At 68.6% G+C, this 21,526-nt stretch carries 20 protein-coding genes; 19 read left to right on the top strand and 1 reads right to left on the bottom strand.

Annotation, left to right across the window (positions count from 1 at the left end):
- The first annotated feature begins 58 nt into the window (after window positions 1–58).
- The 7 genes from ACOCMH_RS04835 to mobB all read left to right on the top strand — a co-directional run bounded on the left by ACOCMH_RS04835 (window position 59) and on the right by mobB (window position 8,891).
- On the top strand, window positions 59–3,796 hold the full coding sequence (locus ACOCMH_RS04835) for a nitrate reductase subunit alpha (protein WP_427308034.1): 3,738 nt from the start codon (window positions 59–61) through the stop codon (window positions 3,794–3,796).
- The gene (narH, locus tag ACOCMH_RS04830; RefSeq protein WP_427308033.1) at window positions 3,793–5,343 is read left to right on the top strand and encodes a nitrate reductase subunit beta; all 1,551 of its coding nucleotides are present in this window, start codon (window positions 3,793–3,795) and stop codon (window positions 5,341–5,343) included. The genes ACOCMH_RS04835 and narH overlap by 4 nt, the downstream gene beginning before the upstream one ends.
- A 27-nt stretch (window positions 5,344–5,370) precedes the next feature.
- Window positions 5,371–6,036: a nitrate reductase molybdenum cofactor assembly chaperone gene (narJ, locus tag ACOCMH_RS04825; RefSeq protein ID WP_427308032.1), complete on the top strand. Its 666-nt coding sequence runs from the start codon at window positions 5,371–5,373 to the stop codon at window positions 6,034–6,036.
- A gap of 127 nt (window positions 6,037–6,163) precedes the next feature.
- A complete protein-coding gene (gene narI / locus ACOCMH_RS04820; protein ID WP_427308031.1) occupies window positions 6,164–6,847 on the top strand; it encodes a respiratory nitrate reductase subunit gamma in 684 nt (227 codons plus the stop codon).
- 27 nt (window positions 6,848–6,874) lie between these two features.
- Window positions 6,875–7,627 carry a peptidylprolyl isomerase gene (locus ACOCMH_RS04815; protein ID WP_427308030.1) on the top strand — a complete coding sequence of 251 codons (753 nt, stop codon included), beginning with the start codon at window positions 6,875–6,877 and terminating at the stop codon, window positions 7,625–7,627.
- Window positions 7,628–7,642: 15 nt separating this feature from the next.
- Window positions 7,643–8,332, top strand: a complete 690-nt coding sequence (locus ACOCMH_RS04810; RefSeq protein WP_427308029.1) for a carbonic anhydrase — start codon at window positions 7,643–7,645, stop codon at window positions 8,330–8,332.
- Between the two features lie 4 nt (window positions 8,333–8,336).
- Window positions 8,337–8,891 (top strand): molybdopterin-guanine dinucleotide biosynthesis protein B, encoded by a 555-nt coding sequence (gene mobB / locus ACOCMH_RS04805; RefSeq protein WP_427308028.1) that lies wholly within the window; start codon window positions 8,337–8,339, stop codon window positions 8,889–8,891.
- Between the two features lie 22 nt (window positions 8,892–8,913).
- Here the strand turns inward: mobB and ACOCMH_RS04800 are convergent, their stop codons facing one another.
- On the bottom strand, window positions 8,914–9,831 hold the full coding sequence (locus tag ACOCMH_RS04800; RefSeq protein ID WP_427308027.1) for a LysR family transcriptional regulator: 918 nt from the start codon (window positions 9,829–9,831) through the stop codon (window positions 8,914–8,916).
- Between the two features lie 112 nt (window positions 9,832–9,943).
- On the opposite strand from ACOCMH_RS04800, the gene ACOCMH_RS04795 reads away from it, so the two are divergent.
- The 12 genes from ACOCMH_RS04795 to ACOCMH_RS04740 all read left to right on the top strand — a co-directional run bounded on the left by ACOCMH_RS04795 (window position 9,944) and on the right by ACOCMH_RS04740 (window position 21,505).
- Complete coding sequence (locus ACOCMH_RS04795; RefSeq protein ID WP_427308026.1) at window positions 9,944–10,906, top strand: tripartite tricarboxylate transporter substrate binding protein; 963 nt, start codon at window positions 9,944–9,946, stop codon at window positions 10,904–10,906.
- A gap of 20 nt (window positions 10,907–10,926) precedes the next feature.
- Window positions 10,927–12,345 carry a 3-isopropylmalate dehydratase large subunit gene (leuC, locus tag ACOCMH_RS04790; RefSeq protein ID WP_427308025.1) on the top strand — a complete coding sequence of 473 codons (1,419 nt, stop codon included), beginning with the start codon at window positions 10,927–10,929 and terminating at the stop codon, window positions 12,343–12,345.
- Window positions 12,338–12,982 carry a 3-isopropylmalate dehydratase small subunit gene (gene leuD, locus ACOCMH_RS04785; RefSeq protein ID WP_427308024.1) on the top strand — a complete coding sequence of 215 codons (645 nt, stop codon included), beginning with the start codon at window positions 12,338–12,340 and terminating at the stop codon, window positions 12,980–12,982. Before leuC ends, leuD begins: the two co-directional genes overlap by 8 nt.
- A gap of 225 nt (window positions 12,983–13,207) precedes the next feature.
- Window positions 13,208–14,884 carry a cytochrome D1 domain-containing protein gene (locus ACOCMH_RS04780; RefSeq protein WP_427308023.1) on the top strand — a complete coding sequence of 559 codons (1,677 nt, stop codon included), beginning with the start codon at window positions 13,208–13,210 and terminating at the stop codon, window positions 14,882–14,884.
- A 78-nt stretch (window positions 14,885–14,962) separates the two neighbouring features.
- On the top strand, window positions 14,963–15,286 hold the full coding sequence (locus ACOCMH_RS04775; RefSeq protein WP_427308022.1) for a c-type cytochrome: 324 nt from the start codon (window positions 14,963–14,965) through the stop codon (window positions 15,284–15,286).
- The gene (locus tag ACOCMH_RS04770; protein WP_427308021.1) at window positions 15,268–15,642 is read left to right on the top strand and encodes a c-type cytochrome; all 375 of its coding nucleotides are present in this window, start codon (window positions 15,268–15,270) and stop codon (window positions 15,640–15,642) included. The genes ACOCMH_RS04775 and ACOCMH_RS04770 overlap by 19 nt, the downstream gene beginning before the upstream one ends.
- Window positions 15,642–16,805, top strand: a complete 1,164-nt coding sequence (locus tag ACOCMH_RS04765; protein ID WP_427308020.1) for a cytochrome D1 domain-containing protein — start codon at window positions 15,642–15,644, stop codon at window positions 16,803–16,805. Before ACOCMH_RS04770 ends, ACOCMH_RS04765 begins: the two co-directional genes overlap by 1 nt.
- Window positions 16,806–16,813: 8 nt before the next feature.
- Entirely contained in the window at window positions 16,814–17,800 is a 987-nt protein-coding gene (locus tag ACOCMH_RS04760) for an Lrp/AsnC family transcriptional regulator (RefSeq protein WP_427308019.1), read from the top strand.
- Window positions 17,797–18,279 carry an Lrp/AsnC family transcriptional regulator gene (locus ACOCMH_RS04755; RefSeq protein ID WP_427308018.1) on the top strand — a complete coding sequence of 161 codons (483 nt, stop codon included), beginning with the start codon at window positions 17,797–17,799 and terminating at the stop codon, window positions 18,277–18,279. Before ACOCMH_RS04760 ends, ACOCMH_RS04755 begins: the two co-directional genes overlap by 4 nt.
- On the top strand, window positions 18,279–18,806 hold the full coding sequence (locus ACOCMH_RS04750; protein ID WP_427308017.1) for an AsnC family transcriptional regulator: 528 nt from the start codon (window positions 18,279–18,281) through the stop codon (window positions 18,804–18,806). Before ACOCMH_RS04755 ends, ACOCMH_RS04750 begins: the two co-directional genes overlap by 1 nt.
- A gap of 12 nt (window positions 18,807–18,818) precedes the next feature.
- Window positions 18,819–19,982, top strand: coding sequence for a heme d1 biosynthesis radical SAM protein NirJ (nirJ, locus tag ACOCMH_RS04745; RefSeq protein ID WP_427308016.1), 1,164 nt, complete (start codon window positions 18,819–18,821; stop codon window positions 19,980–19,982).
- On the top strand, window positions 19,979–21,505 hold the full coding sequence (locus ACOCMH_RS04740; RefSeq protein WP_427308015.1) for a cytochrome D1 domain-containing protein: 1,527 nt from the start codon (window positions 19,979–19,981) through the stop codon (window positions 21,503–21,505). The genes nirJ and ACOCMH_RS04740 overlap by 4 nt, the downstream gene beginning before the upstream one ends.
- Window positions 21,506–21,526 lie beyond the last annotated feature (21 nt).

Below are 21,526 nucleotides of genomic sequence, written 5' to 3'. Positions count from 1 at the left end.
CAAAGGCTCCCGGGCAACCGTCGGAGCCCCGCAGAATAGCCTCGCGGAGAACAAGCAAATGAGTCATTTCCTGGATCGACTGAAGTTCATGTCGCGCGTCAAGTCCACCTATGCGGACGGCCACGGCGCGGTGGTGAACGAAGACCGCAAGTGGGAAGACGGCTACCGCAGCCGCTGGCAGCACGACAAGATCGTGCGCTCCACCCACGGCGTGAACTGCACCGGCTCCTGCTCCTGGAAGGTCTACGTCAAGAACGGCCTGATCACCTGGGAAACGCAGCAGACCGACTACCCGCGCACGCGCCCCGACCTGCCCAACCACGAGCCGCGCGGCTGCCCGCGGGGCGCGTCGTACAGCTGGTACGTCTACTCCGCGCAGCGCGTCAAGTATCCGATGATCCGCGGCCGGCTGATGGAGATGTGGCGCGAGGCCCGCAAGACCATGGATCCGGTCGCCGCCTGGGAATCGATCAGCCAGGACCCGAAGAAGGCGGCACGCTACAAGAGCGTGCGCGGCCAGGGCGGCTTCGTGCGCGCCGACTGGAACACCGCCACCGAGATGATCGCCGCGGCCAACGCCTTCACCGTGAAGCGGTTCGGCCCGGACCGCGTGGTCGGCTTTTCGCCGATCCCGGCGATGTCGATGGTCTCGTATGCCGCCGGCGCGCGTTACCTGAGCCTGCTCGGCGGCGCCTGCCTGTCGTTCTACGACTGGTACTGCGACCTGCCGCCGGCCAGCCCGCAGATCTGGGGCGAACAGACCGACGTGCCGGAATCCGCAGACTGGTACAACTCCACCTACCTGATGGTGTGGGGCTCCAACGTGCCGCAGACGCGCACGCCGGACGCCCACTTCTACACCGAAGTCCGCTACAAGGGCACCAAGACCGTCGCTGTCTCGTCCGACTTCGGCGAGATGGTCAAGTTCGGCGATATCTGGCTGGCGCCGAAGCAAGGCACCGATGCCGCGCTGGCGATGGCAATGGGCCACGTGGTGCTCAAGGAATTCCATGCCAGCGGCAAGTCCGCGTACTTCCGCGACTACGTCAAGCAGTACACCGACATGCCGATGCTGGTGCTGCTGCGCGAGCATGGCGATACGCTGGTGCCCGACCACTTCCTGCGCGCCTCGCACCTGGCGGACAGCCTTGGCGAAGCCAACCATCCGGAATGGAAGACGCTGCTGCTCGACGACGCCACCGGCGAGATCGTCGCGCCCAACGGCTCGATCGGCTTCCGCTGGGGCGAAGCCGCGCACAATGATGGCGAGAAGGTGGGCCGCTGGAACCTGGAAATGAAGGACGGCGGCAGCGGCCGCCCGGTCGAGCCGCGCCTGTCGCTGCTGGACCACCACGATGAGGTAGTGGAAGTCGGCTTCCCCTATTTCGGCGGCGAACACGACGAACTGCTGCGCCGGCGCGTGCCGGCGCGCCGCATCACGCTGGCGGATGGCGGCAGCGCGCTGGTGGCGACCGTGTACGACCTGCAGATGGCCAACTACGGCGTCGACCAGGGGCTCGGCGGCCCGAACGTGGCGGCTTCGTTTGAAGACGACGTGCCCTACACCCCGGCCTGGCAGGAGAAGCACACCTCCGTGCCGGCGCGGCTGGTCACGCAGGTCGCGCGCGAGTTCGCCGACAACGCCGACCGCACGCAGGGCAAGAGCATGGTGATCGTCGGTGCCGCGCTGAACCACTGGTACCACAACGACATGATCTACCGCGGCATCGTCAACCTGCTGATGATGTGCGGCTGTATCGGCAAGAGCGGCGGCGGCTGGGCCCACTACGTCGGCCAGGAGAAGCTGCGCCCGCAGTTCGGCTGGGCGCCGCTGGCGTTCGGGCTGGACTGGTCGCGCCCGCCGCGCCAGATGAACGGCACCTCGTTCTTCTACAACCACACCAGCCAGTGGCGCCACGAGAAGCTGGCCGTCGACGAGATCCTGTCGCCGACCGCCGACCGCAAGCGCTACGACGGCCTGTCGCTGCTGGACCTGAACGCGAAGTCCGAACGCATGGGCTGGCTGCCGTCGGCGCCGCAGCTCGGCACCAATCCGCTCGACGTGGTCGACGCGGCGGAAAAAGCCGGCCAGGACCCGGTGGCCTACACCGTCGAGCAACTGAAATCCGGCGCATTGCAGTTTGCCTGCGACGACCCCGACAATCCCGCCAACTTCCCGCGCAATATGTTCGTGTGGCGCTCCAATATTTTGGGCAGCTCGGGCAAGGGGCACGAGTATTTCCTGAAGTACCTGCTCGGCACGCAGAATGCCGTATTCGGCGACGAGAACGACGCCATCACGCCGAGCGAAGTCAATGTGCGCCCGGCCGCCGAAGGCAAGCTCGACCTGCTGACGGTGCTGGACTTCCGCATGAGCACCACCTGCCTGTATGGCGACATCGTGCTGCCCACGGCCACGTGGTACGAGAAGGACGACCTCAACACGTCCGACATGCACCCGTTCATCCACCCGCTGTCCGAAGCCGTGCAGCCGCTGTGGGAAAGCAAGACCGACTGGGAAATCTACAAGGCCATCGCGAAGAAATTCAGCGAGATCGCCGGCCCGTACCTGGGCATGCGCAAGGACCTGGTGTGCACGCCGCTGCTGCACGATACCCCGGGCGAACTGGGCCAGCCGTTCGAGCCGAAGGACTGGAAGGCCGGCGAGTGCGACCTGATCCCGGGCAAGACGGCGCCGTCGATGACGGTGGTCGAGCGCAACTACGGCGACATCTACAAGAAATTTACCTCGATCGGCCCGCTGCTCGACAAGCTTGGCAACGGCGGCAAGGGCATCAACTGGAACACCCGGCATGAGGTCAAGGAAATCGGCGAACTGACCCACACGGTGACCGAACCGGGTGTAAGCCAGGGCCGGCCGAAACTGGAAACGGCGATCGACGCCGCCGAGATGATCCTGACCTTCGCGCCCGAGACCAACGGCCACGTTGCCGTCAAGGCATGGGAAGCGCTGTCGAAGATCACCGGGCGCGACCACACGCACCTGGCCGAAGGGCGCGAGCACGACAAGATCCGCTTCCGCGACGTGCAGGCGCAGCCGCGCAAGATCATTTCCGCGCCGACGTGGTCGGGGCTGGAATCGGACGAGGTCAGCTACAACGCCGGCTACACCAACGTGCACGAGCTGATCCCCTGGCGCACGCTGACCGGCCGCCAGCAGTTCTACCAGGACCATCGCTGGATGCTGGACTTCGGCGAAGGCGCATGCGTGTACAAGCCGGCCATCGACACCAAGACCGTCGCGCCGATGCTGGGGAAGAAGCCCAACGGCAACCCGGAACTCGTGCTGAACTGGATCACGCCGCACCAGAAGTGGGGCATCCACTCCACCTACTCCGACAACCTGCGCATGCTGACGCTGTCGCGCGGCGGCCCGCACGTGTGGATCTCGGAAGCCGAGGCCCAGGCCAACGGCATCCGCGACAACGACTGGGTCGAGGTGTTCAACGTCAACGGCACGCTGACGGCGCGCGTGGTGGTGTCGCAGCGCGTGCCCAAGGGCATGTGCCTGATGTACCACGCCCAGGAAAAGATCGTGAACGTGCCCGGCGCCGAGACCAGCGGCATGCGCGGCGGCATCCATAACTCGGTCACGCGCGCCGTGACCAAGCCCACCCACATGATCGGCGGCTATGCGCAGCTGGCCTACGGCTTCAACTACTACGGCACCGTCGGCAGCAACCGCGACGAATTCGTGATCCTGCGCAAGATGAAAAAGGTCGACTGGCTCGAAGGGCCGCTCGTCGAAAAGACCAAGGAAGGAGCAACGCAATGAAGATCCGCGCCCAGGTGGCCATGGTGCTGAACCTCGACAAGTGCATCGGCTGCCATACCTGCTCCGTGACCTGCAAGAACGTCTGGACCAGCCGCGACGGCGTCGAGTACGCGTGGTTCAACAATGTCGAGACCAAGCCCGGGATCGGCTATCCCAAGGAATGGGAGAACCAGGACAAGTGGCAGGGCGGCTGGCAGCGCAACGCCGACGGCACGCTGGAGCCGCGCCAGGGCGGCAAGCTGAAGATCCTGGCGAACCTGTTCGCCAACCCCAACCTGCCGGCGATCGACGAGTACTACGAGCCCTTCACCTACGACTACGAGCACCTGCAGAAGGCGCCGCTGTCGCAGACCCCGCCGACCGCGCGCCCGGTGTCGGTGCTGACCGGCCGCAAGATGGAAAAGATCGAGTGGGGCCCGAACTGGGAAGACGACCTCGGTGGCGAGTTCAGCTCGCGCGGCCGCGACAAGCTGTTCGACGACGTGCAGAAGGAGATGTACTCGACCTTCGAGAACACCTTCATGATGTACCTGCCGCGGCTGTGCGAGCACTGCCTGAACCCGGCCTGCGTGGCGTCGTGCCCGTCGGGCTCGATCTACAAGCGCGAGGACGACGGCATCGTGCTGGTCGACCAGGACAAGTGCCGCGGCTGGCGCATGTGCATCTCGGGCTGCCCGTACAAGAAGATCTACTTCAACTGGCAGAGCGGCAAGGCCGAGAAATGCCTGTTCTGCTATCCGCGCATCGAAGCCGGCCAGCCCACGGTCTGCTCCGAGACCTGCGTCGGCCGCATCCGCTACCTCGGCGTGATGCTGTACGACGCCGACCGCATCGAGCAGGCCGCGTCGGTGGCCGACGAGCGCGACCTGTACCAGTCGCAGCTCGACGTGTTCCTCGACCCGCACGACCCCAAGGTGCAGGCCGAGGCGCTGCGCCAGGGCATCCCGCAGAGCTGGCTCGACGCCGCGCGCAAGTCGCCGGTCTACAAGATGGCGTGCGAATGGAAGATCGCCTTCCCGCTGCATCCCGAGTACCGCACGCTGCCGATGGTGTGGTACGTGCCGCCGCTGTCGCCGATCCAGTCGGCGGCCGAAGCGGGCCACATGGGCATGAACGGCATCATCCCCGACGTCAAAAGTTTGCGCATCCCCGTCAAGTACCTGGCCAACCTGCTCACCGCGGGCGACGTGATGCCGGTGCTGTCGGCGCTGGACCGCATGCTGGCGATGCGCGCGTACAAGCGCTCGCAGGTGGTCGACGGCGTGCAGGACCTCGATGTGCTGAAGCAGGTGGGCCTGACGCCCGCGCAGGTCGAGGACATGTACAAGACCATGGCCATCGCCAACTACGAGGACCGCTTCGTGATTCCGTCCTCGCACAAGGAGATGGTCGAGGACAGCTTCAACGACAAGGCCAGCTGCGGCTTCACCTTCGGCAACGGCTGCTCGGGCGGCACCTCGGAAGGCGCGCTGTTCGGCAAAAAGCCGCAGGGCAGCGTGCATTTCGTCGACATGCCGAAGTCGCGCAAGAAAGCCGTGATGAGCTGAAACCTCGCGAACGAAACGGAGAAGAACATGCCTCTCTATCCCATTCTCAGCACCCTCCTCGCCTATCCCGAGCAGGATCTGCTCGACGCCCTGCCGGAAATCGACGCCGCGCTCGCCGAATGGCCGCAGGCGCGCGACCTGCTGGCACCGGTGACCGCGATGCTGCGTGGCGAGTCGCTGATCACGCTGCAGGAAAACTACGTCGTCACCTTCGACCGCAACCCGGCGCACTCGCTGCACCTGTTCGAGCACGTGCACGGCGAAAGCCGCGACCGCGGCCAGGCCATGGTCGACCTGATCGACGAATACCGGCGCGACGGCTTCGAGCCCGCGGCGTCGGAGCTGCCTGACTATGTGCCGCTGTTTCTGGAGTTTCTCGGCGCGCTTGTGGCCGACGGCAAGGAGGCGCGCGCCGAACACTTGCTGGGCGAGGCCATCCACGTGCTGGCCGCGATCGGCGACCGGCTGGCGCGCAACCACAGCCCGTACGCCGGCGTATTCGCCGTGCTGCGCACGCTCACCGACGTGCAGCCACAACCGCAACAGGAGCCGCCGGTGCGGGACATGGACGAGGCACTGGAGACCTTCGGGCCTGGCGCCGACGGCGTGGAGCCGCTGCTGGCACCGCAGGCGGGGCCGCAGGCGGTGAAGTTCTATCCGCGCGGCACGGCGCCGGCGCCATTGCCTTGCTGAAATGCCTACTCAAGCCGACTGTTCGCTCCCCTCTCCCCTGAGGGGAGAGGGAACACAGTCGGATGATTCGGACCCCGAAGCAAGCCCACAGGCAATCGGTCTTTGTCCCTCTTACCGAGCTAACACCATGGCAACCCTCCACCAATTCCTCTTCGGCATCTACCCCTACATCGCGCTCGCCGTCTTCCTGTTCGGCAGCCTGGCCCGCTTCGAGCGCGAGCAATACACCTGGAAGAGCGACAGTTCGCAGGTGCTGTACCGCGGCAACCTGCGCACCGGCAACATCCTGTTCCATGTCGGCATCCTCGGCCTGTTCTTCGGCCACCTGGTGGGCCTGCTGACGCCGGTCGCGGTATGGGACACGCTGGGCGTTTCGCACGGCTTCAAGCAGGCGGTGGCGATGGCCGCCGGTGGCGTGATGGGCACCATGTGCCTGGCCGGCCTGCTGATCCTGCTGCACCGCCGGCTGACCAACGCGCGCGTGTCCGCGGTGACCCGCACCGGCGACAAGGTGCTGCTGCTGTGGCTGCTCGCAACGCTGCTGCTGGGCCTGTCGACCATCTTCGAATCGGCCGGCCACATGGACGGGCACATGATGGTGCAGCTGATGAACTGGGCGCAGCGCATCGTCACGCTGCGCGGTGACGCCGCCGGCTTCGTCGCCGACGCGCCGCTGCTGTTCAAGGCGCACCTGTTCATGGGCATGACGCTGTTCGTGATCTTCCCGTTCACGCGGCTGGTCCATGTATGGAGCGGCTTTGCCTCGGTCGGCTACCTCGGCCGTGCCTGGCAACTGGTGCGCAGCCGCTGAGCGCCGCCACCCCACAAGGAGAACACGATGCCTGTCACCGTCAATGGCGTGGAATTGCGCGACGCCGATATCGAACGCGAACTGGACCACCATCACGACGCCGCCAATCCCGCGCGGCTGGCCACCATCGCGGCGATCCTGCGCCTGCTGATGCGCGCCGAAGCCGCGCGCATCGGCCTGGACGCCGCGCAGATGGATGACGATGCGCTGGCGCAGGCGCTGCTGGCGCGCGAGGCGGCCACGCCCGCAGCCGACGAAGCCAGCTGCCGCCGCCACTACGACAGCCACCCCGAGCGTTTCCGCGAAGGCGAATGGGTCGAAGCCGACCACATCCTGTTCCAGGTTACGCCGCGCGTGCCGCTGGACGCGTTGCGCGAGATCGCGGCGCAGACGCTGGCGCTGGTGCGCGGCGATCCCTCGAGCTTTGCCCACCATGCCCGCGCGCTGTCGAACTGCCCCAGCGGCGCCAACGGCGGCCGGCTGGGCCGGGTGTTCCGCGGCGAGACCGCGCCCGAGTTCGAGCGCGCGCTGTTTGCGGCGCAGCAGGACGGCGTGCTGCCGCAACTGGTGCAGAGCCGCTTCGGCCTGCATATCGTGCACATCCTCGAGCGTTGCCCGGGCACGCGCCTGCCGTTCGAGGCGGTGCGCGTCGAGATTGCCCGCGCCCTGGGCGCCGCCGCGCGCGACCGCGCGTGGAAGCAGTACGCCAGCCTGCTGATCGGCCGCGCGCGCATCGAAGGCATCGAGCTGGAAGGCGCCGACAGCCCGCTGGTGCAGTAACGCCCGGAGGCCGCCGTGCATCACATCGAACATCTGCTCAAAGGCTTCGAACGCTTCCAGCAACGCTACTTCGACGACGAGCCCGGGCTGTTCGACACTCTGCGCACCGGCCAGCGTCCACCGACGCTGCTGATCGGCTGCAGCGATTCACGCGTCGATCCCGGCCTGCTGCTTGGCTGCGATCCGGGCGAGCTGTTTACCGTGCGCAATATCGGCAACCTGGTGCCGCCCTGCACTGGCCGCCATGAAGGCAGCCTGCACGGCGTGTCCGCGGCGATCCAGTTCGCCGTGCAGCAGTTGCGCGTGGCCCGCATCATCGTGATGGGCCACGGCGGCTGCGGCGGCATCCGCGCGCTGCTGGCGCAGCCGGCCGACGCCGGCGACCATCCGCCCGACGACAGCGAGGACCCGGACTACCTCGGCGCCTGGGTGCGCATCGCCGCGCCAGCGCGGCGGCAGGTGGAGGAAACCCTGGTGGCAGCCAGCGCCGAGCAGCGCGAGCGCGCCTGCGAGCAGGCGGCGATCCTGGTGTCGCTGCGCAACCTGCAGACCTTCCCGTTCGTGCGGCGTGCGCTGGAAGCCGGCGCGCTGACGCTGCACGGCTGGTATTTCGATCTCCAGGCCGGCGCGTTGCTGGCCTATTCGCAGCGCGCCGACAGCTTCCTGCCACTGGTGTGCCCGCTGCCCGCCCATACGGAACCTTGATCCCATGCATCCCTTTATCTTCGGCATCACCGGCACCTCCGGCAGCGGCAAGACCACGCTGATCACGGCGCTGCTGCCCTGGTTCCGCGCCCAGGGCCTGAGCGTCAACGTGGTCAAGCACAGCCACCATCCGCTCGAACTCGAGCCGCCGGGCAAGGACAGCGCGCGCTTTCGCGCGGCAGGCGCGGCCGAGGTGATGGTGGCGTCGCCCTATCGCTACGCCATCGTGCGCGAACTGGCCGGCGAAGCCGAGCCGACACTGGCCGAACAGGTCGCGCGCCTGCGGCCGGCCGATATCACGCTGGTGGAGGGCTTCCGCCGCGAGGCCATCCCGCGCCTCGAGGTCTACCGGCCCGCGCACGGGCGCGCGCCCTGCTATCCGGGTGATCCCTCGATCATGGCGCTGGCCACGGACACGCGCATGGACACCGTGCTGCCCTGCATGGCGCTGGACGATATCGCGCAGATCGGCGGCTTTATCCTGGCCATGCGCGACCAGGCCGCCGCCATGCCGGGCGCGGGCGCCAGCGCTGCGCGTGCCGCGGAACTGGCGCTGTAGCGTCCCAAGGCCGGCCGCGGCCTTACCAGGGGCTGGCGCCACCCGCGGCGCGGTGGCCGGCAAAGTGCTCGAGCAGGAAGTCCACCAGCGCCCGCACCTTGTCCGGACGATGATTGCGCGCCGGGAACACCAGGTAGATGTCCGCCGGCGCGAACTGCCACTGCGGCAACACCCGGCGCAGCGCGCCGCTGCGCAGGTGCTCCGCGGCGTCCCACTCGGAACGCACGATCAGGCCCTGTCCGTCGAGCGCCCACGCCAGCGCGGATTCCCCGTCGTTGGTGCTCATCGTGCCGCGGACCTTGACGGTCTCCTGCTGCGCGCCATGGCGCAGGTGCCAGGTGCCGAAGGTCTCGTCGGCTTCGCGGATAAAGATGCAGTTGTGCCGCGCCAGTTCGCGCGGGCTTGACGGCTCGCCGTGCGCCGCCAGGTACGACGGCGCCCCGCACAGCAGGCGGCGGTTGTTGGCCAGCAGGCGCGCGGCCAGCCGCACGTCCGGCATCTCGCCGAAGTGGATCATGGCGTCCAGCCCCTGTTCGACCAGGTTCAGGGGCCGGTCGCTCAGGTACAGCTGGACCTCGATATTCGGGAAGCGGCGCGCAAAACCGGACAGCGCCGGCGCGAGTTGCCTGCGCCCGAATCCCAGCGTGGCGCCGATCTTCAGCAGCCCGTGCGGGGTGCTGCCGGTGCCGGCGATGGTACGTTCCAGCGCTTCCATCTCGGCCAGGATGCGGGCGCCTTCCACCAGGTAGCTTTCGCCTTCGGGCGTCAGGCTGATACGGCGCGTGGTCCGGTGCAGCAGGCGCACGTGCAGCCGCGCTTCCAGCGCAGCCAGCCGCTTGCTGACCGCCGGCGGCGTCACGCCCAGCTGCTGTGCCGCGCCGGCCAGGCTGCCGTGCTTGTTGATACAGGAAAAGAACGCGACGTCGGAAAGCGGATCCATTGATGCCATTGATGAATTACAGGAAACAAAGAAGTAACTGAGTTTGCATTATGCGTCTCCAGGTGAATGATACGATGGCTTTCATAACAAGTCATTGCCACAGGAGACACCCATGAAAGTTGCCCGCCTCACCGCCTTGCTGCTGTGCGCCGCATCGATCGGCACCGCCGCGGCGCAAGACTATCCCCAGCGCCCGGTGCGCCTGATCGTGCCCTACGCCCCGGGCGGCAGCGCCGACATCGCCGCCCGGCTGGTCTCGGAGGCGTGGGCAAAGAGCCTGGGCGGCACCATCGTGGTGGAAAACCGCGCCGGCGCTGGCGGCAATATCGGTGTCGATGCGGTGGCCAAGGCCGCCGCCGACGGCTACACCATCGGCCTGCAGACCGTGTCGCTGGCGATCAACCCGGGCCTGTTCCCGCGCATGCCGTACGACACGCTGAAGGATCTTGCGCCGATCGGCATGGTGGCCAGTTCGCAGCATGTGCTGGTGGTCAACAACAACGTGCCCGCCAAAAACCTCCAGGCGCTGATCGCGGCCGCCAAAGCCGCGCCAGGCAAGCTGACCTATGGCTCCGCGGGCAACGGCAGCACCTTCCATATGTCGGCCGAACTGTTCAAGTCGGTGGCCAATGTCTCGATCGTCCACGTGCCGTACCGCGGCGGCGGCCCGGCGCTGGTCGACACCATCGCGGGCCAGGTCGACATGAGCTTCCCGGTGATCTCCGCGGCCCAGCAGCATGTGCAGGGCGGCAAGCTCAGGGCGCTCGCGGTTACCGGCACCAGGCGCGCGCCGCAATTGCCAAACGTGCCGACCGCGGCCGAGGCGGGCTTGCCCGGCTATGCCTTCGAGACCTGGTTCATGGTGTTCGCCCCGACCGGCACGCCCAGGCCCGTGATCGACAAGCTGAACGCCGCGCTCAACACCGCGCTGGCCGCGCCGGCCACCCGTGAACGCATGGTCAGGGAGGGCTTCGAGCCCACGCCGACCACGCCCGAGGCGGCACGTCAGCGCCTTGAAAAAGAAATGCCCGTGTGGGCGAAGCTGATCAAGCAACGCGGCATCACCGCGGAATAACGACAGACCAGGCCGTTGCCATGACCCCCAAGACGCTATACCAGAAGCTGGTCGACGCCCATACCGTGGCCAGGATCGACGACGACAACGTGCTGTTGTACTGCGACCTGCACCTGATGAACGAGTACACCAGCCCGCAGGCCTTCGCCGGGCTGCACGAGCAGGACCGCGGCGTGCTGGTACCCGGCCAGAACGTGGCGGTGGTCAGCCATATCATCCCGACGCACCCGACCGCGATCCGCGTGATCGCGGACCCCGCCTCCGCGCTGCAGGCCACCAACCTGCACGCCAACTGCGCGCGCCATGCGATCCCGCTGTTCGACACCAACGATGCGCTGCAAGGCATCGAGCACGTGGTCGCGCCCGAGCACGGCATGATCCGCCCCGGCATGGTGGTGATCTGCGGCGACAGCCACACCACTACCTATGGCGCGCTCGGTGCGCTGGGCTTTGGCATCGGCACGTCCGAGGTCGAGCACGTGCTGGCCACGCAGACGCTGGTCTACCGCATGGCCCGGACCATGCGCATCCGCGTCGACGGCAAGCTGCCCGCGGGCACCACCGCCAAGGACCTGATCCTGCGGATCATCGGCACGATCGGCGCGCAAGGCGCGCGCGGCTACGTGGTCGAGTATTGCGGCGCGGCGATCCGCGACCTGAGCATCGAGGCCCGCTTCACCCTGTGCAACATGACCGTCGAAGCGGCGGCACGCGGCGCGCTGATCGCGCCGGATGCGGCCGCGACCGACTACGTGCTGCGCCGCGCGCCGGACATCGCGGGCGCGCAGCGCGACGCCGCGCTCGATTACTGGGCCACGCTGCACAGCGATGCGGAGGCGGTGTTCGACCTGGAGTTTACGTTCGATGCCAGCGAGATCGAGCCCTACGTGACCTGGGGAACCAGCCCGGACCAGGTGCTGCCGGTGTCCGGCACCATCCCGTTTCCGGAAGACCAGATCGACGAGGCCGAGCAGCGCTCGGTCGAGCGCGCGCTCGCGTACACGCGGTTGCAGCCCGGCGCGGCGCTGGCCGGCACCGCGATCCAGCACGTCTTTATCGGCTCTTGCACCAACGGCCGCATCGAAGACCTGCGCGCGGTGGCCAGCGTGGTGCGCGGCCGCAAGGTGGCCGCTGGCGTGCGGGCCATGATCGTGCCCGGCTCGGGCGCGGTCAAGGCGCAGGCCGAACGCGAGGGACTGGCCGGCATCCTGATCGACGCGGGCTTCGAATGGCGGCAGCCGGGCTGCTCGATGTGCCTGGCCATGAACGACGACGTGCTCGCCGACGGCGTGCGCTGCGCCTCTACCACCAACCGCAACTTCGAGGGCCGGCAGGGACGCGGCGCCATCACCCACCTGATGAGCCCGGCCATGGCCGCCGCCGCCGCGGTCACCGGCGCCATCACCGACGTCCGCAAGCTGGAGACGATTCATGCCTGAACCCACCTGCATCCGCGGCAAGGCCGCCGCGATCCGCTTCGAGAACCTCGACACCGACCAGATCATTCCCAAGCAGTTCCTGCGCGGCATCGACAAGTCCGGACTGGCGCAGGGCATCCTGCATGACCACCGCTTCGACGCCAGCGGCGCGCCGCGCCCGGAGTTCGTACTGAACCGCCCCGAATACGCCGGTACCAGCATCCTGGTGGGCGGCGCCAACTTCGGCTGCGGCTCGAGCCGCGAGCATGCGGTCTGGGGCCTGCAGCAATTCGGCATCCACGCCGTGATCGCGCCGAGCTTTGGCGAGATCTTCTATTCGAACGCGATGAACAACCGGCTGCTGCTGGTGATGCTGCCGCGCGAGGTCATCGAGCCACTGATGAACGCGGTGGACGCGGACAGCCGCAACACCATCGACATTGACGTCGAGGCGATGCGCGTGCGCACGCCCTGCGGCGACCACGCCTTCCAACTGTCGGCACGGCACCGCCGCATGTTTCTCGAAGGGCTGGACATGATCGGCCTGTCGCTGCGGCAGCGCGGCGAAATCGAGCAGTTCATCCAGCAGTACTGGTCGGCGTTTCCGTGGACCCAGAACGTGGCGGCACGCACGCGCGCAAGGCTCGGCAACACCTGAGCCACGCATCTCCGGCGTGCGGCCGCCATAGCCGCACGCTTGCCCGCCGGGAACGACATGAAGCCACTGCCCGCGCTTCGTTCCCACCCTTCCTCCTTGGTTTGATGCCAGTCAATCCCATGTCGCCAGTGTGTGCGCATGATCGCCACATGCACGACAGGTCCAGGCCAATGCAAGCCTGCGCACCGCGAAATCGCTTTCCCACCGCTGATCCCACGGCACCCCATGAAAGCAAAAAACTGGCTGTATCCGGCAATCGCGGCATTGCCGTTCTCACTCTGGCTCGGGCTCTCCCACGCGGCTACCAAGGCCGAACCCAAGGCCGCACAGAAGGCTGAGCAAAAGACCGCCATCCCCACGCTCACCGCCGCCGAATTCGACCACGCGCGGCAGATCTACTTCGAGCGCTGCGCCGGCTGCCACGGCGTGCTGCGCAAGGGCGCCACCGGCAAGGCGCTGACGCCGGACATCACGCGTGCGCGCGGCACCGAGTACCTGAAGACCTTCATCAAGTACGGCAGCCCCGCCGGCATGCCCAACTGGGGCACCTCGGGCGACCTCACCGACCGGGAAGTCGACCTGATGGCGCGCTACATCCAGCTCGATCCGCCGACGCCGCCCGAGTTCTCGCTCGCCGATATCGAGAAAAGCCGCAAGGACATCCTGCCCGTCGCCAAGCGCCCGACGCAGAAGATGAACCCGTACAACCTGGACAACCTGTTCTCGGTCACGCTGCGCGACGCCGGCGAGGTGGCGCTGATCGACGGCGACAGCAAGCAGGTCATCAATATCGTCAAGACCGGCTATGCGGTGCATATCTCGCGCATGTCGGCGTCGGGGCGCTACCTGTACGTGATCGGCCGCGATGCGCGGCTGGACCTGATCGACCTGTGGCTGCCCAAGCCCGATATCGTCGCCGAAGTGAAGATCGGCATGGAGGCGCGCTCGGTCGAGACCTCCAAGTACAAGGGCTATGAAGACAAGTACGCGGTGGCGGGCTCGTATTGGCCGCCGCAGTACGTGATCATGGAAGGCGATACGCTTAAGCCGCTGAAGGTGGTGTCCACGCGCGGCATGACCGTCGACAACGAATACCACCCCGAGCCGCGTGTCGCCTCGATCGTTGCCAGCCACTACCACCCCGAGTTCGTGATCAACGCCAAGGAGACCGGCAAGATCCTGATGGTCAATTACTCGGACCTGGCCAACCTGAAGACCACCACCATCGACTCGGCCAAGTTCCTGCATGACGGCGGCTTCGATTCGACCGGACGCTACTTCCTGGTCGCGGCCAACGCCTCCGACAAGATCGCCGTGGTCGACACCAAGGAAGACAAGCTGGCCGCGCTGGTCAACGTCGGCAAGACCCCGCACCCCGGCCGCGGCGCCAACTTCACGCATCCGCAGTTCGGCCCGGTCTGGGCCACCAGCCACCTGGGCGACGAGACCATCAGCCTGATCGGCACCGACCCCGCCGGCCACCCGGCGCAAGCGTGGAAGGTGGTGCAGACGGTCAAGGGCCAGGGCGGCGGCTCGCTCTTTATCAAGACCCATCCCAAGTCGTCCAACCTGTGGGTCGATACGCCGCTGAATCCGGATGCCAGGCTCAACCAGTCGGTCGCGGTGTTCGATACACGCAACCTGGAAGCCGGCTTCAAGGTGCTGCCGATCGCCGAGTGGGCCGAACTGAAGGGCGCGGGCGCCAAGCGCGTGGTGCAGGCCGAATACAACAAGGCCGGCGACGAGGTCTGGTTCTCGGTGTGGGGCACCAAGGACGGCGAATCCGCGCTGGTGGTGGTCGACGACAAGACCCGCACGCTCAAGACCGTGATCAAGGACAAGCGCCTGATCACGCCGACCGGCAAGTTCAACGCCTATAACACGCAGCACGACGTCTACTGAGCCCGCGCCCGGGCTGCGCCGCGGCGCAGCCCGGGCGGCCCGCGTCATCCCGCGTTTCCTTTTACGGAGCAATGCATCATGCGAACACAACGCGCGCGGCCGGCGCTGCTGGCGGCGTTCGGCTGCCTGCTGGCGCTCGGCGCCGCCATGCCGGCACATGCCAGCCAGGACCTGGCATCGAGCAAGGCCTGCCTGGCGTGCCACGGACTCGACAAGAAGATGGTCGGCCCCGCCTTCCAGGACATCAAGGGCAAGTACAGCGGCCGCAAGGACGGGCAGGCGCAGATGGTCCAGTCCATCCTGAAAGGCAGCAGCGGCCGCTGGGGCCCGGTGCCGATGCCGGCCAACGCCGTCAGCGAGGCCGACGCCAACATCCTGGCCAAATGGATTCTCTCCCTCTGAGGCGCACCGCCTGGCGCCATGCCGCCACCGCGGGTCTTGCTGCCGCCGTGGCCGCGAGCGCGCTCGCCGCGGCGGACCCGCCCGCGCCGGCGCGGCAGGCGCAACTGGCGCACTGGCTGCGCGATGACTGCGGCGCCTGCCACGGCATGACCCTGCGCGGCGGCTTGGGCCCGCCGCTCACATCGGCAAGCCTGGCCGGCAAGCCGCCCGAGGGGCTGGTGGCTACGGTGCTGTACGGCCGGCCCGGCACGGCGATGCCGCCCTGGCAACCTTTCATGACGCAGGATGAAGCCCGATGGCTGATCGATCGATTGCAGGCAGGCCAGCCGCCGGCCGTTGCGCCGCAAGGCAACTGATGCGGGGACTAGGCGCTGTCTTCGTTGCCGCGCTGCTCGCGGGCTGCGCCGGCACCGTGCGCGGCACCGGCGACCTCGGCGTGGTGGTGGAGCGCGCTGCGGGACGGCTGCAGATTGTCGAGACCACCGGCATGACGCGGCTAGCCACGGTGGCTGGACTGGGCGACCTGTCGCACGCCAGCGTGGTGTTCTCGCGCGATGCGCGCTATGCCTATGTCTTCGGCCGCGATGGCGGCCTGACGCGCGTCGACCTGCTCGGCGCTCGCATCACCCATCGCGTGCTGCAGGCCGGCAACAGCATTGGCGGCGCCATCTCGCAGGACGGCCGGGTGGTGGCGGCACAGAACTACGCGCCGGGGGGCATCCGCCTGTTCGACGCCCAGACGCTTGAACCGCTGGCGGATCTTCCCGCGATCGGCAGCGACGGACGCCGCGCCAAGGTGGTCGGGCTGGCCGACCTGCCCGGCCGCCGCTTCGCTGCCAGCCTGTTCGAATCCGGCGAAATCTGGATCATCGACGCCAGCGACCCGCGCCATCCGCAGGTAACCCGGCTGCCGGCCGGCCGCGAACCTTACGACGGGCTGGTCACGCCCGACGGCCGCTGGTACCTGGCCGGCCTGTTCGGCGAAGACGGCCTGGCGCTGGTCGACCTGTGGCAGGCCCCGCCGCAAGCGCGCCGTATCCTGTCCGGCTACGGCCGCGGGAACGCGCCGCTGCCGGTCTACAAGATGCCGCACCTGCGCGGCTGGGCCATGGCGCAGGGCCTGGCCTGGCTGCCGGCGATCGGGCGCCATGAGGTGCTGGTGGCCGATCCCGCCAACGGCTGGCGCGAGGCGGCCCGCGTGGCGCTGGCGGGCCAGCCGGTATTTGCCATGGCGCGGCCCGACGGGCGCCAGGTCTGGGTCAATTTCGCCTTTCCGCACAACGACACCGTGCAGGTGATCGACACCGCCACGCGCCAGGTGGTGCGCACGCTGCGCCCCTGCCGCGGCGTGCTGCACATGGAATTCACGCCCAAGGGCGAGTCGCTGTGGCTGTCGTGCCGCGACGACAACCGCGTCGAGGTCTACGACACCGCCAGCCTGGAACGCGTCGCCACACTACCCGCCGACAATCCCAGCGGCATCTTCTTTACCGCGCGCGCGCAGCGCTTCGGCATGTAAGGCGCACCATGTTCAACGAGCAAACCCTCTACGACCACCTGCAGCGCGGCTTCCCGCTGCAGCCGCGGCCCTACCAGGCGCTGGCCGCCAGAGCCGGATGGTGCGAGCACGCGCTGCTGAGCCTGCTCGCGCGCGACCTCGGCACCGGCCGCATCAGCCGCGTCGGCGCCGTGTTCGCGCCTAACGTGATCGGCGTCAGCACGCTGGGCGCATTGTCGGTGCCGCCGGCGCAGCTTGACCGCGTGGCGGCCCGCGTCAGCGCCTGCGCGGCGGTCAGCCATAACTACGCGCGCAGCGGCCATCGGTACAACCTGTGGTTTGTCGCGGGCGCGCGCGAGCGCGGCACGCTCGATGCCACGCTGGCGTCGATCGGCGATCTCACGGGCCAGGCACCGCTGGACCTGCCGATGGCGCGCGAGTACCACATCGACCTGGGCTTTCCGCTGTCGCGCCAGCACGGCAGCCGCCCGCGCCGGCGCGCCGGCCCGGTGGCCGCCGCGGCCGTTGCGCTGGACGACGATGACTGGCGCCTGGTCGCGGCGCTGGAAGCCGGCCTGCCGCTGACGCCGCGCCCGTTCCATGCGCTCGCCAGGCAGGCGCGCCTGGCCGTGCCACAGGTGCTCGAGCGGCTGGCGCAATGGTCCGCGCAAGGCGTGATCCGGCGCCTGGGGGTGGTGCTGCGCCACGGGCGCTTCGGCTACCGCCACAACGCCATGTGCGTGTGGGACGTGCCGGACGGCTGCGTCGACGCCATCGGCATGCGGCTGGCGCGGCAGCCGTGCGTAACGCTGTGCTACCGCCGCGAACGCCGGCTGCCGGACTGGCCCTACAACCTGTTTGCGATGATCCACGCCCGTAGCGCGCAGGAGCTGCAGCCCGCGCTGGCCCGCATCCGTGCCGCCGCCGGCCTGCAGCAGGTGTCGGGCGCGGTCCTGGTCGGCACGCATTGCTACAAGCAGCGCGGCACGCGCTATGCCATGCAGGTGCCGGCATGAAGCACGCCTGCGCGGCACCCGAGGCCACCGATCCGCTCGACCCACTCGACCGCCGCATCATCAACGCCCTGCAGCGCGGCCTGCCGCTGGTGCCGCGCCCGTACGCGCAAGCCGCCGCGGCGCTCGGCATTGACGAGGGCATGCTGCTGGAGCGTCTGCGCGCCCTGCTTGCCCGTGGCGTGCTGACGCGCTTCGGCCCGCTGTACCAGATCGAGCGCGCGGGCGGCCGCTTCGTGCTGTGCGCCTGCCATGCGCCGGCGGCGCGCCTGGAAGCCGTCATCGCCGCCATCAATGCCCACCCTGAAGTCGCGCACCATTACTCGCGCACGCACCACCTGAACCTGTGGTTCGTGCTGGCAGTCGCGCGGCCTGAGCAGGTCGCGCCAGTGCTGGCGCGCATCGCCGCGGCGGCCGGCGTCGAGGTGTTGCCGTTTCCCAAGCAACGCGAATTCTTCGTCAACCTCTACTTGCCCGCCTGATGCCCGACTCTGTCGATCCACTGGCTTCCGCGGACGCCGCCGACCCCACCGACCTGGCGCTGATCCGCGCCACCCAGGCCGGCCTGCCGCTGGTGCCGGAACCCTACGCCGCGGTCGCCGCCGAGCTCGGCCTGACCGAGGCGGCGGTGATCGCGCGGCTGGCGGCGATGCAGGCGCGCGGCATGCTGCGCCGCATCGCCGCCGTGCCCGACCACTACCGGCTGGGCTGGCGCGCCAATGGCATGACCGTGTGGGATGTGGACGACGCCCGCATCGACGCGCTGGGCGCGCGCATCGGCGCGCTCCCCTTCGTCAGCCATTGCTATCGCCGCCCGCGCCGCTTGCCGCACTGGCCCTACAACCTCTTCGCGATGGTGCATGCCCGCTCGCGCGAAGGCGCCGCGCCCCAGGTCGCGGTGATCGCGGCACTGCTGGGCGACGCCTGCCGCGCGCACGACGTGCTGTGGTCCACCCGCGTCCTCAAGAAAACCGGACTGCGCCTGCCGCCGTCCAGCCCAGACCAATAGGAAGCCCCACCCATGTTCCGCCTGTCCCGCTTCATGGAAGCCCTGCGCGATAACGGCCCGCTGCCGCCGCCGCGCCAGCCCGCCGGCCCGGTGGTGATCTGGAACCTGATCCGCCGCTGCAACCTGAACTGCCGGCACTGCTATGCCACCTCCGCCGACACCGACTTCAAGGGCGAGCTCGATACCGACGAAGCGCTGAAGGTGCTTGGCCAGCTGCACGACGCGCGCGTGCCGGCGCTGATCCTGTCGGGCGGCGAGCCACTGCTGCGCCCGGACCTGTACCAGGTTGCCGGACGCGCGCGCGCGCTCGGCTTCCACCTGTCGCTGTCGTCCAACGGCACGCTGCTCGATGCCGGCCACGCGGCGCGGCTGGCGGCGGCAGGCTTCGACTACGTCGGCGTCAGCCTCGATGGCCTGCCCGCCACGCACGACCGCTTCCGCCGCAGCGATGGCGCTTTCGTGCAGGCGCTGGCCGGCTTGCGCACGGCGCGCGCGGCCGGCCTGCGCGTGGGCGTGCGCATGACGCTGACCGAAGCGAACGCGGCGCAGCTGCCCGAACTGGTGGCGCTGGCCGAGGGCGAAGGCATCGACAAGTTCTACCTGTCGCACTTCAACTATGCCGGCCGCGCGCGCAGCCATCGCGCCGACGATGCGCGCCATGCCCGCACCCGCGCCGCGCTCGACTGGCTGTTCGACCACGTCTGGGGCCGCGCGCGGCTAGGGCATGCGGGGGATTTCGTCACCGGCAACAACGATGCCGACGGCGTGTACCTGCTGTACTGGATCGCCAGCCGCTTTCCGCACCGCGTCGCCGACATGCGCCAGCGGCTGGAGCGCTGGGGCGGCAATGCCACCGGCGTCGGCGTGGCCAATATCGACAACCTGGGCAATGTCCATCCCGATACCATGTGGTGGCACGTGACGCTCGGCAATGTGCGCCAGCGGCCGTTCGGCGAAATCTGGGCCGACCGCGCCGATCCGCTGATGGCGGGCCTGGCCAGCACGCCGCGCCCGCTGCAGGGGCGTTGCGCCGGCTGCGCGCATCGCGCCATCTGCAACGGCAATACGCGCGTGCGCGCCTTTGCCCTGACGGGCAACCCGTGGGCGGAAGATCCGGGCTGCTACCTGAGCGATGCCGAGATCGCGCACACGCCGGGCGCGGAGGTCGCGGCATGACCCCACTGACCCGATGGCTGGGCGCGCTGGCGCTCGCCTGCATCGCGCACGCCACGCAGGCTGACACGGCTGCCGCGGCGGCTGACCCGGCGGCGCTCTACGGCCAGCACTGTGCCGCCTGCCACGGTGCCGACCGGCTCGGGGCCATGGGTCCGGCGCTGTTGCCGGAAAGCCTGGAGCGCCTGCGCGCCGGCGAACTCGATGCGGTGTTGCGCGACGGCCGTGCCGCCACGCAGATGCCGGCGTTCGCCGGCACACTGGCCGCGGCCGAGTTGCAGGCGCTGGCACGCTGGCTGCGCGCCGCGCCCGCCACCGTGCCGCAGTGGGACGCCCGGGCCATCCGCGCCAGCCACATCGTCCACCACGCCCCCGGCAGCCTGCCGCCGCGGCCGGTATTCAGCGCCGACCCGCAGAACCTGTTCGTCGTGGTGGAGGCCGGCAGCCATCACATGACCGTGCTCGACGGCGACCGGCTGGAGCCGGTCCATCGCTTTGCCACGCGCTTCGCGTTGCATGGCGGGCCCAAGTTCAGCCGCGATGGCCGCTATGTCTACATGGCCAGCCGCGACGGCTGGGTCGGCAAGTATGACTTGTGGAACCTGGCGTATGTGGCCGAGGTCCGGGTTGGCGTGAACACGCGCAACGTTGCCGTCAGCGACGACGGGCGCTGGGTGCTGGCCGGCAACACGCTGCCGCGCACGCTGGTGCTGCTCCATGCCGACGACCTGTCGCTGGCGCAGGTGATCGACGTCACCGGGCGCAACGGCGCGCGCTCGCGCGTCTCCGCCGTCTACGATGCCGCGCCGCGCCACAGCTTTATCGCCGCGCTGAAGGATATCCCCGAGGTCTGGGAACTCCCGTATGCCGATGCCGCCGGCACGCCGCTGCCGCCCCCGGCCCTGCTGGCGCCGCGCGCGATCGTGCTGGACGATGTGCTCGACGATTTCTTCTTCGACCAGCCGTACCGCCATATTTTGGGCGCCTCGCGCCAGGGCGTCGAGCAGGTGATCGACCTGAAGCAGGGCCGCAAGGTGGCGTCACTGGCGCTGGGCGGCATGCCGCACCTGGGCAGCGGCATCACCTGGCAGCGCGATGGCCGCGAAGTGATGGCGTCGCCGGACCTCGGCCAGGGGCGCATCACGGTGATCGACATGCAGGACTGGCACACCGTCGCCACCGTGCCGACCAACGGCCCGGGCTTTTTCCTGCGCAGCCATGAACGCACGCCCTACGCCTGGGCCGATGCCATGATGAGCCCCCGCCGCGACATCCTGCAGGTGATCGACAAGCAGAGCCTGCAGGTAGTCGGCAGCGTCACCCCCAGCCCGGGCCGCACCGCCGCGCACGTCGAGTTCACGCGCGACGGGCGCTACGCGCTGGTCAGCCTGATGGAGCGCGACGGCGCCATCGTGGTGTACGACGCCGCCACGTTGCGGGAGGTAAAGCGCCTGCCGATGGACAAACCCATCGGCAAGTACAACGTCTTCAACAAGACCACGCGCTCGGCCGGCACCAGCCACTGAGCGCGTGGCGAGATCCCATTG

It is taken from the genome of Cupriavidus sp. H39, assembly GCF_050271075.1.
Taxonomy (GTDB): Bacteria; Pseudomonadota; Gammaproteobacteria; order Burkholderiales; family Burkholderiaceae; genus Cupriavidus; species Cupriavidus necator_B.
Note: the sequence above shows the minus strand (reverse complement) of the source record. Positions and strands in the feature narration are given on the sequence as shown.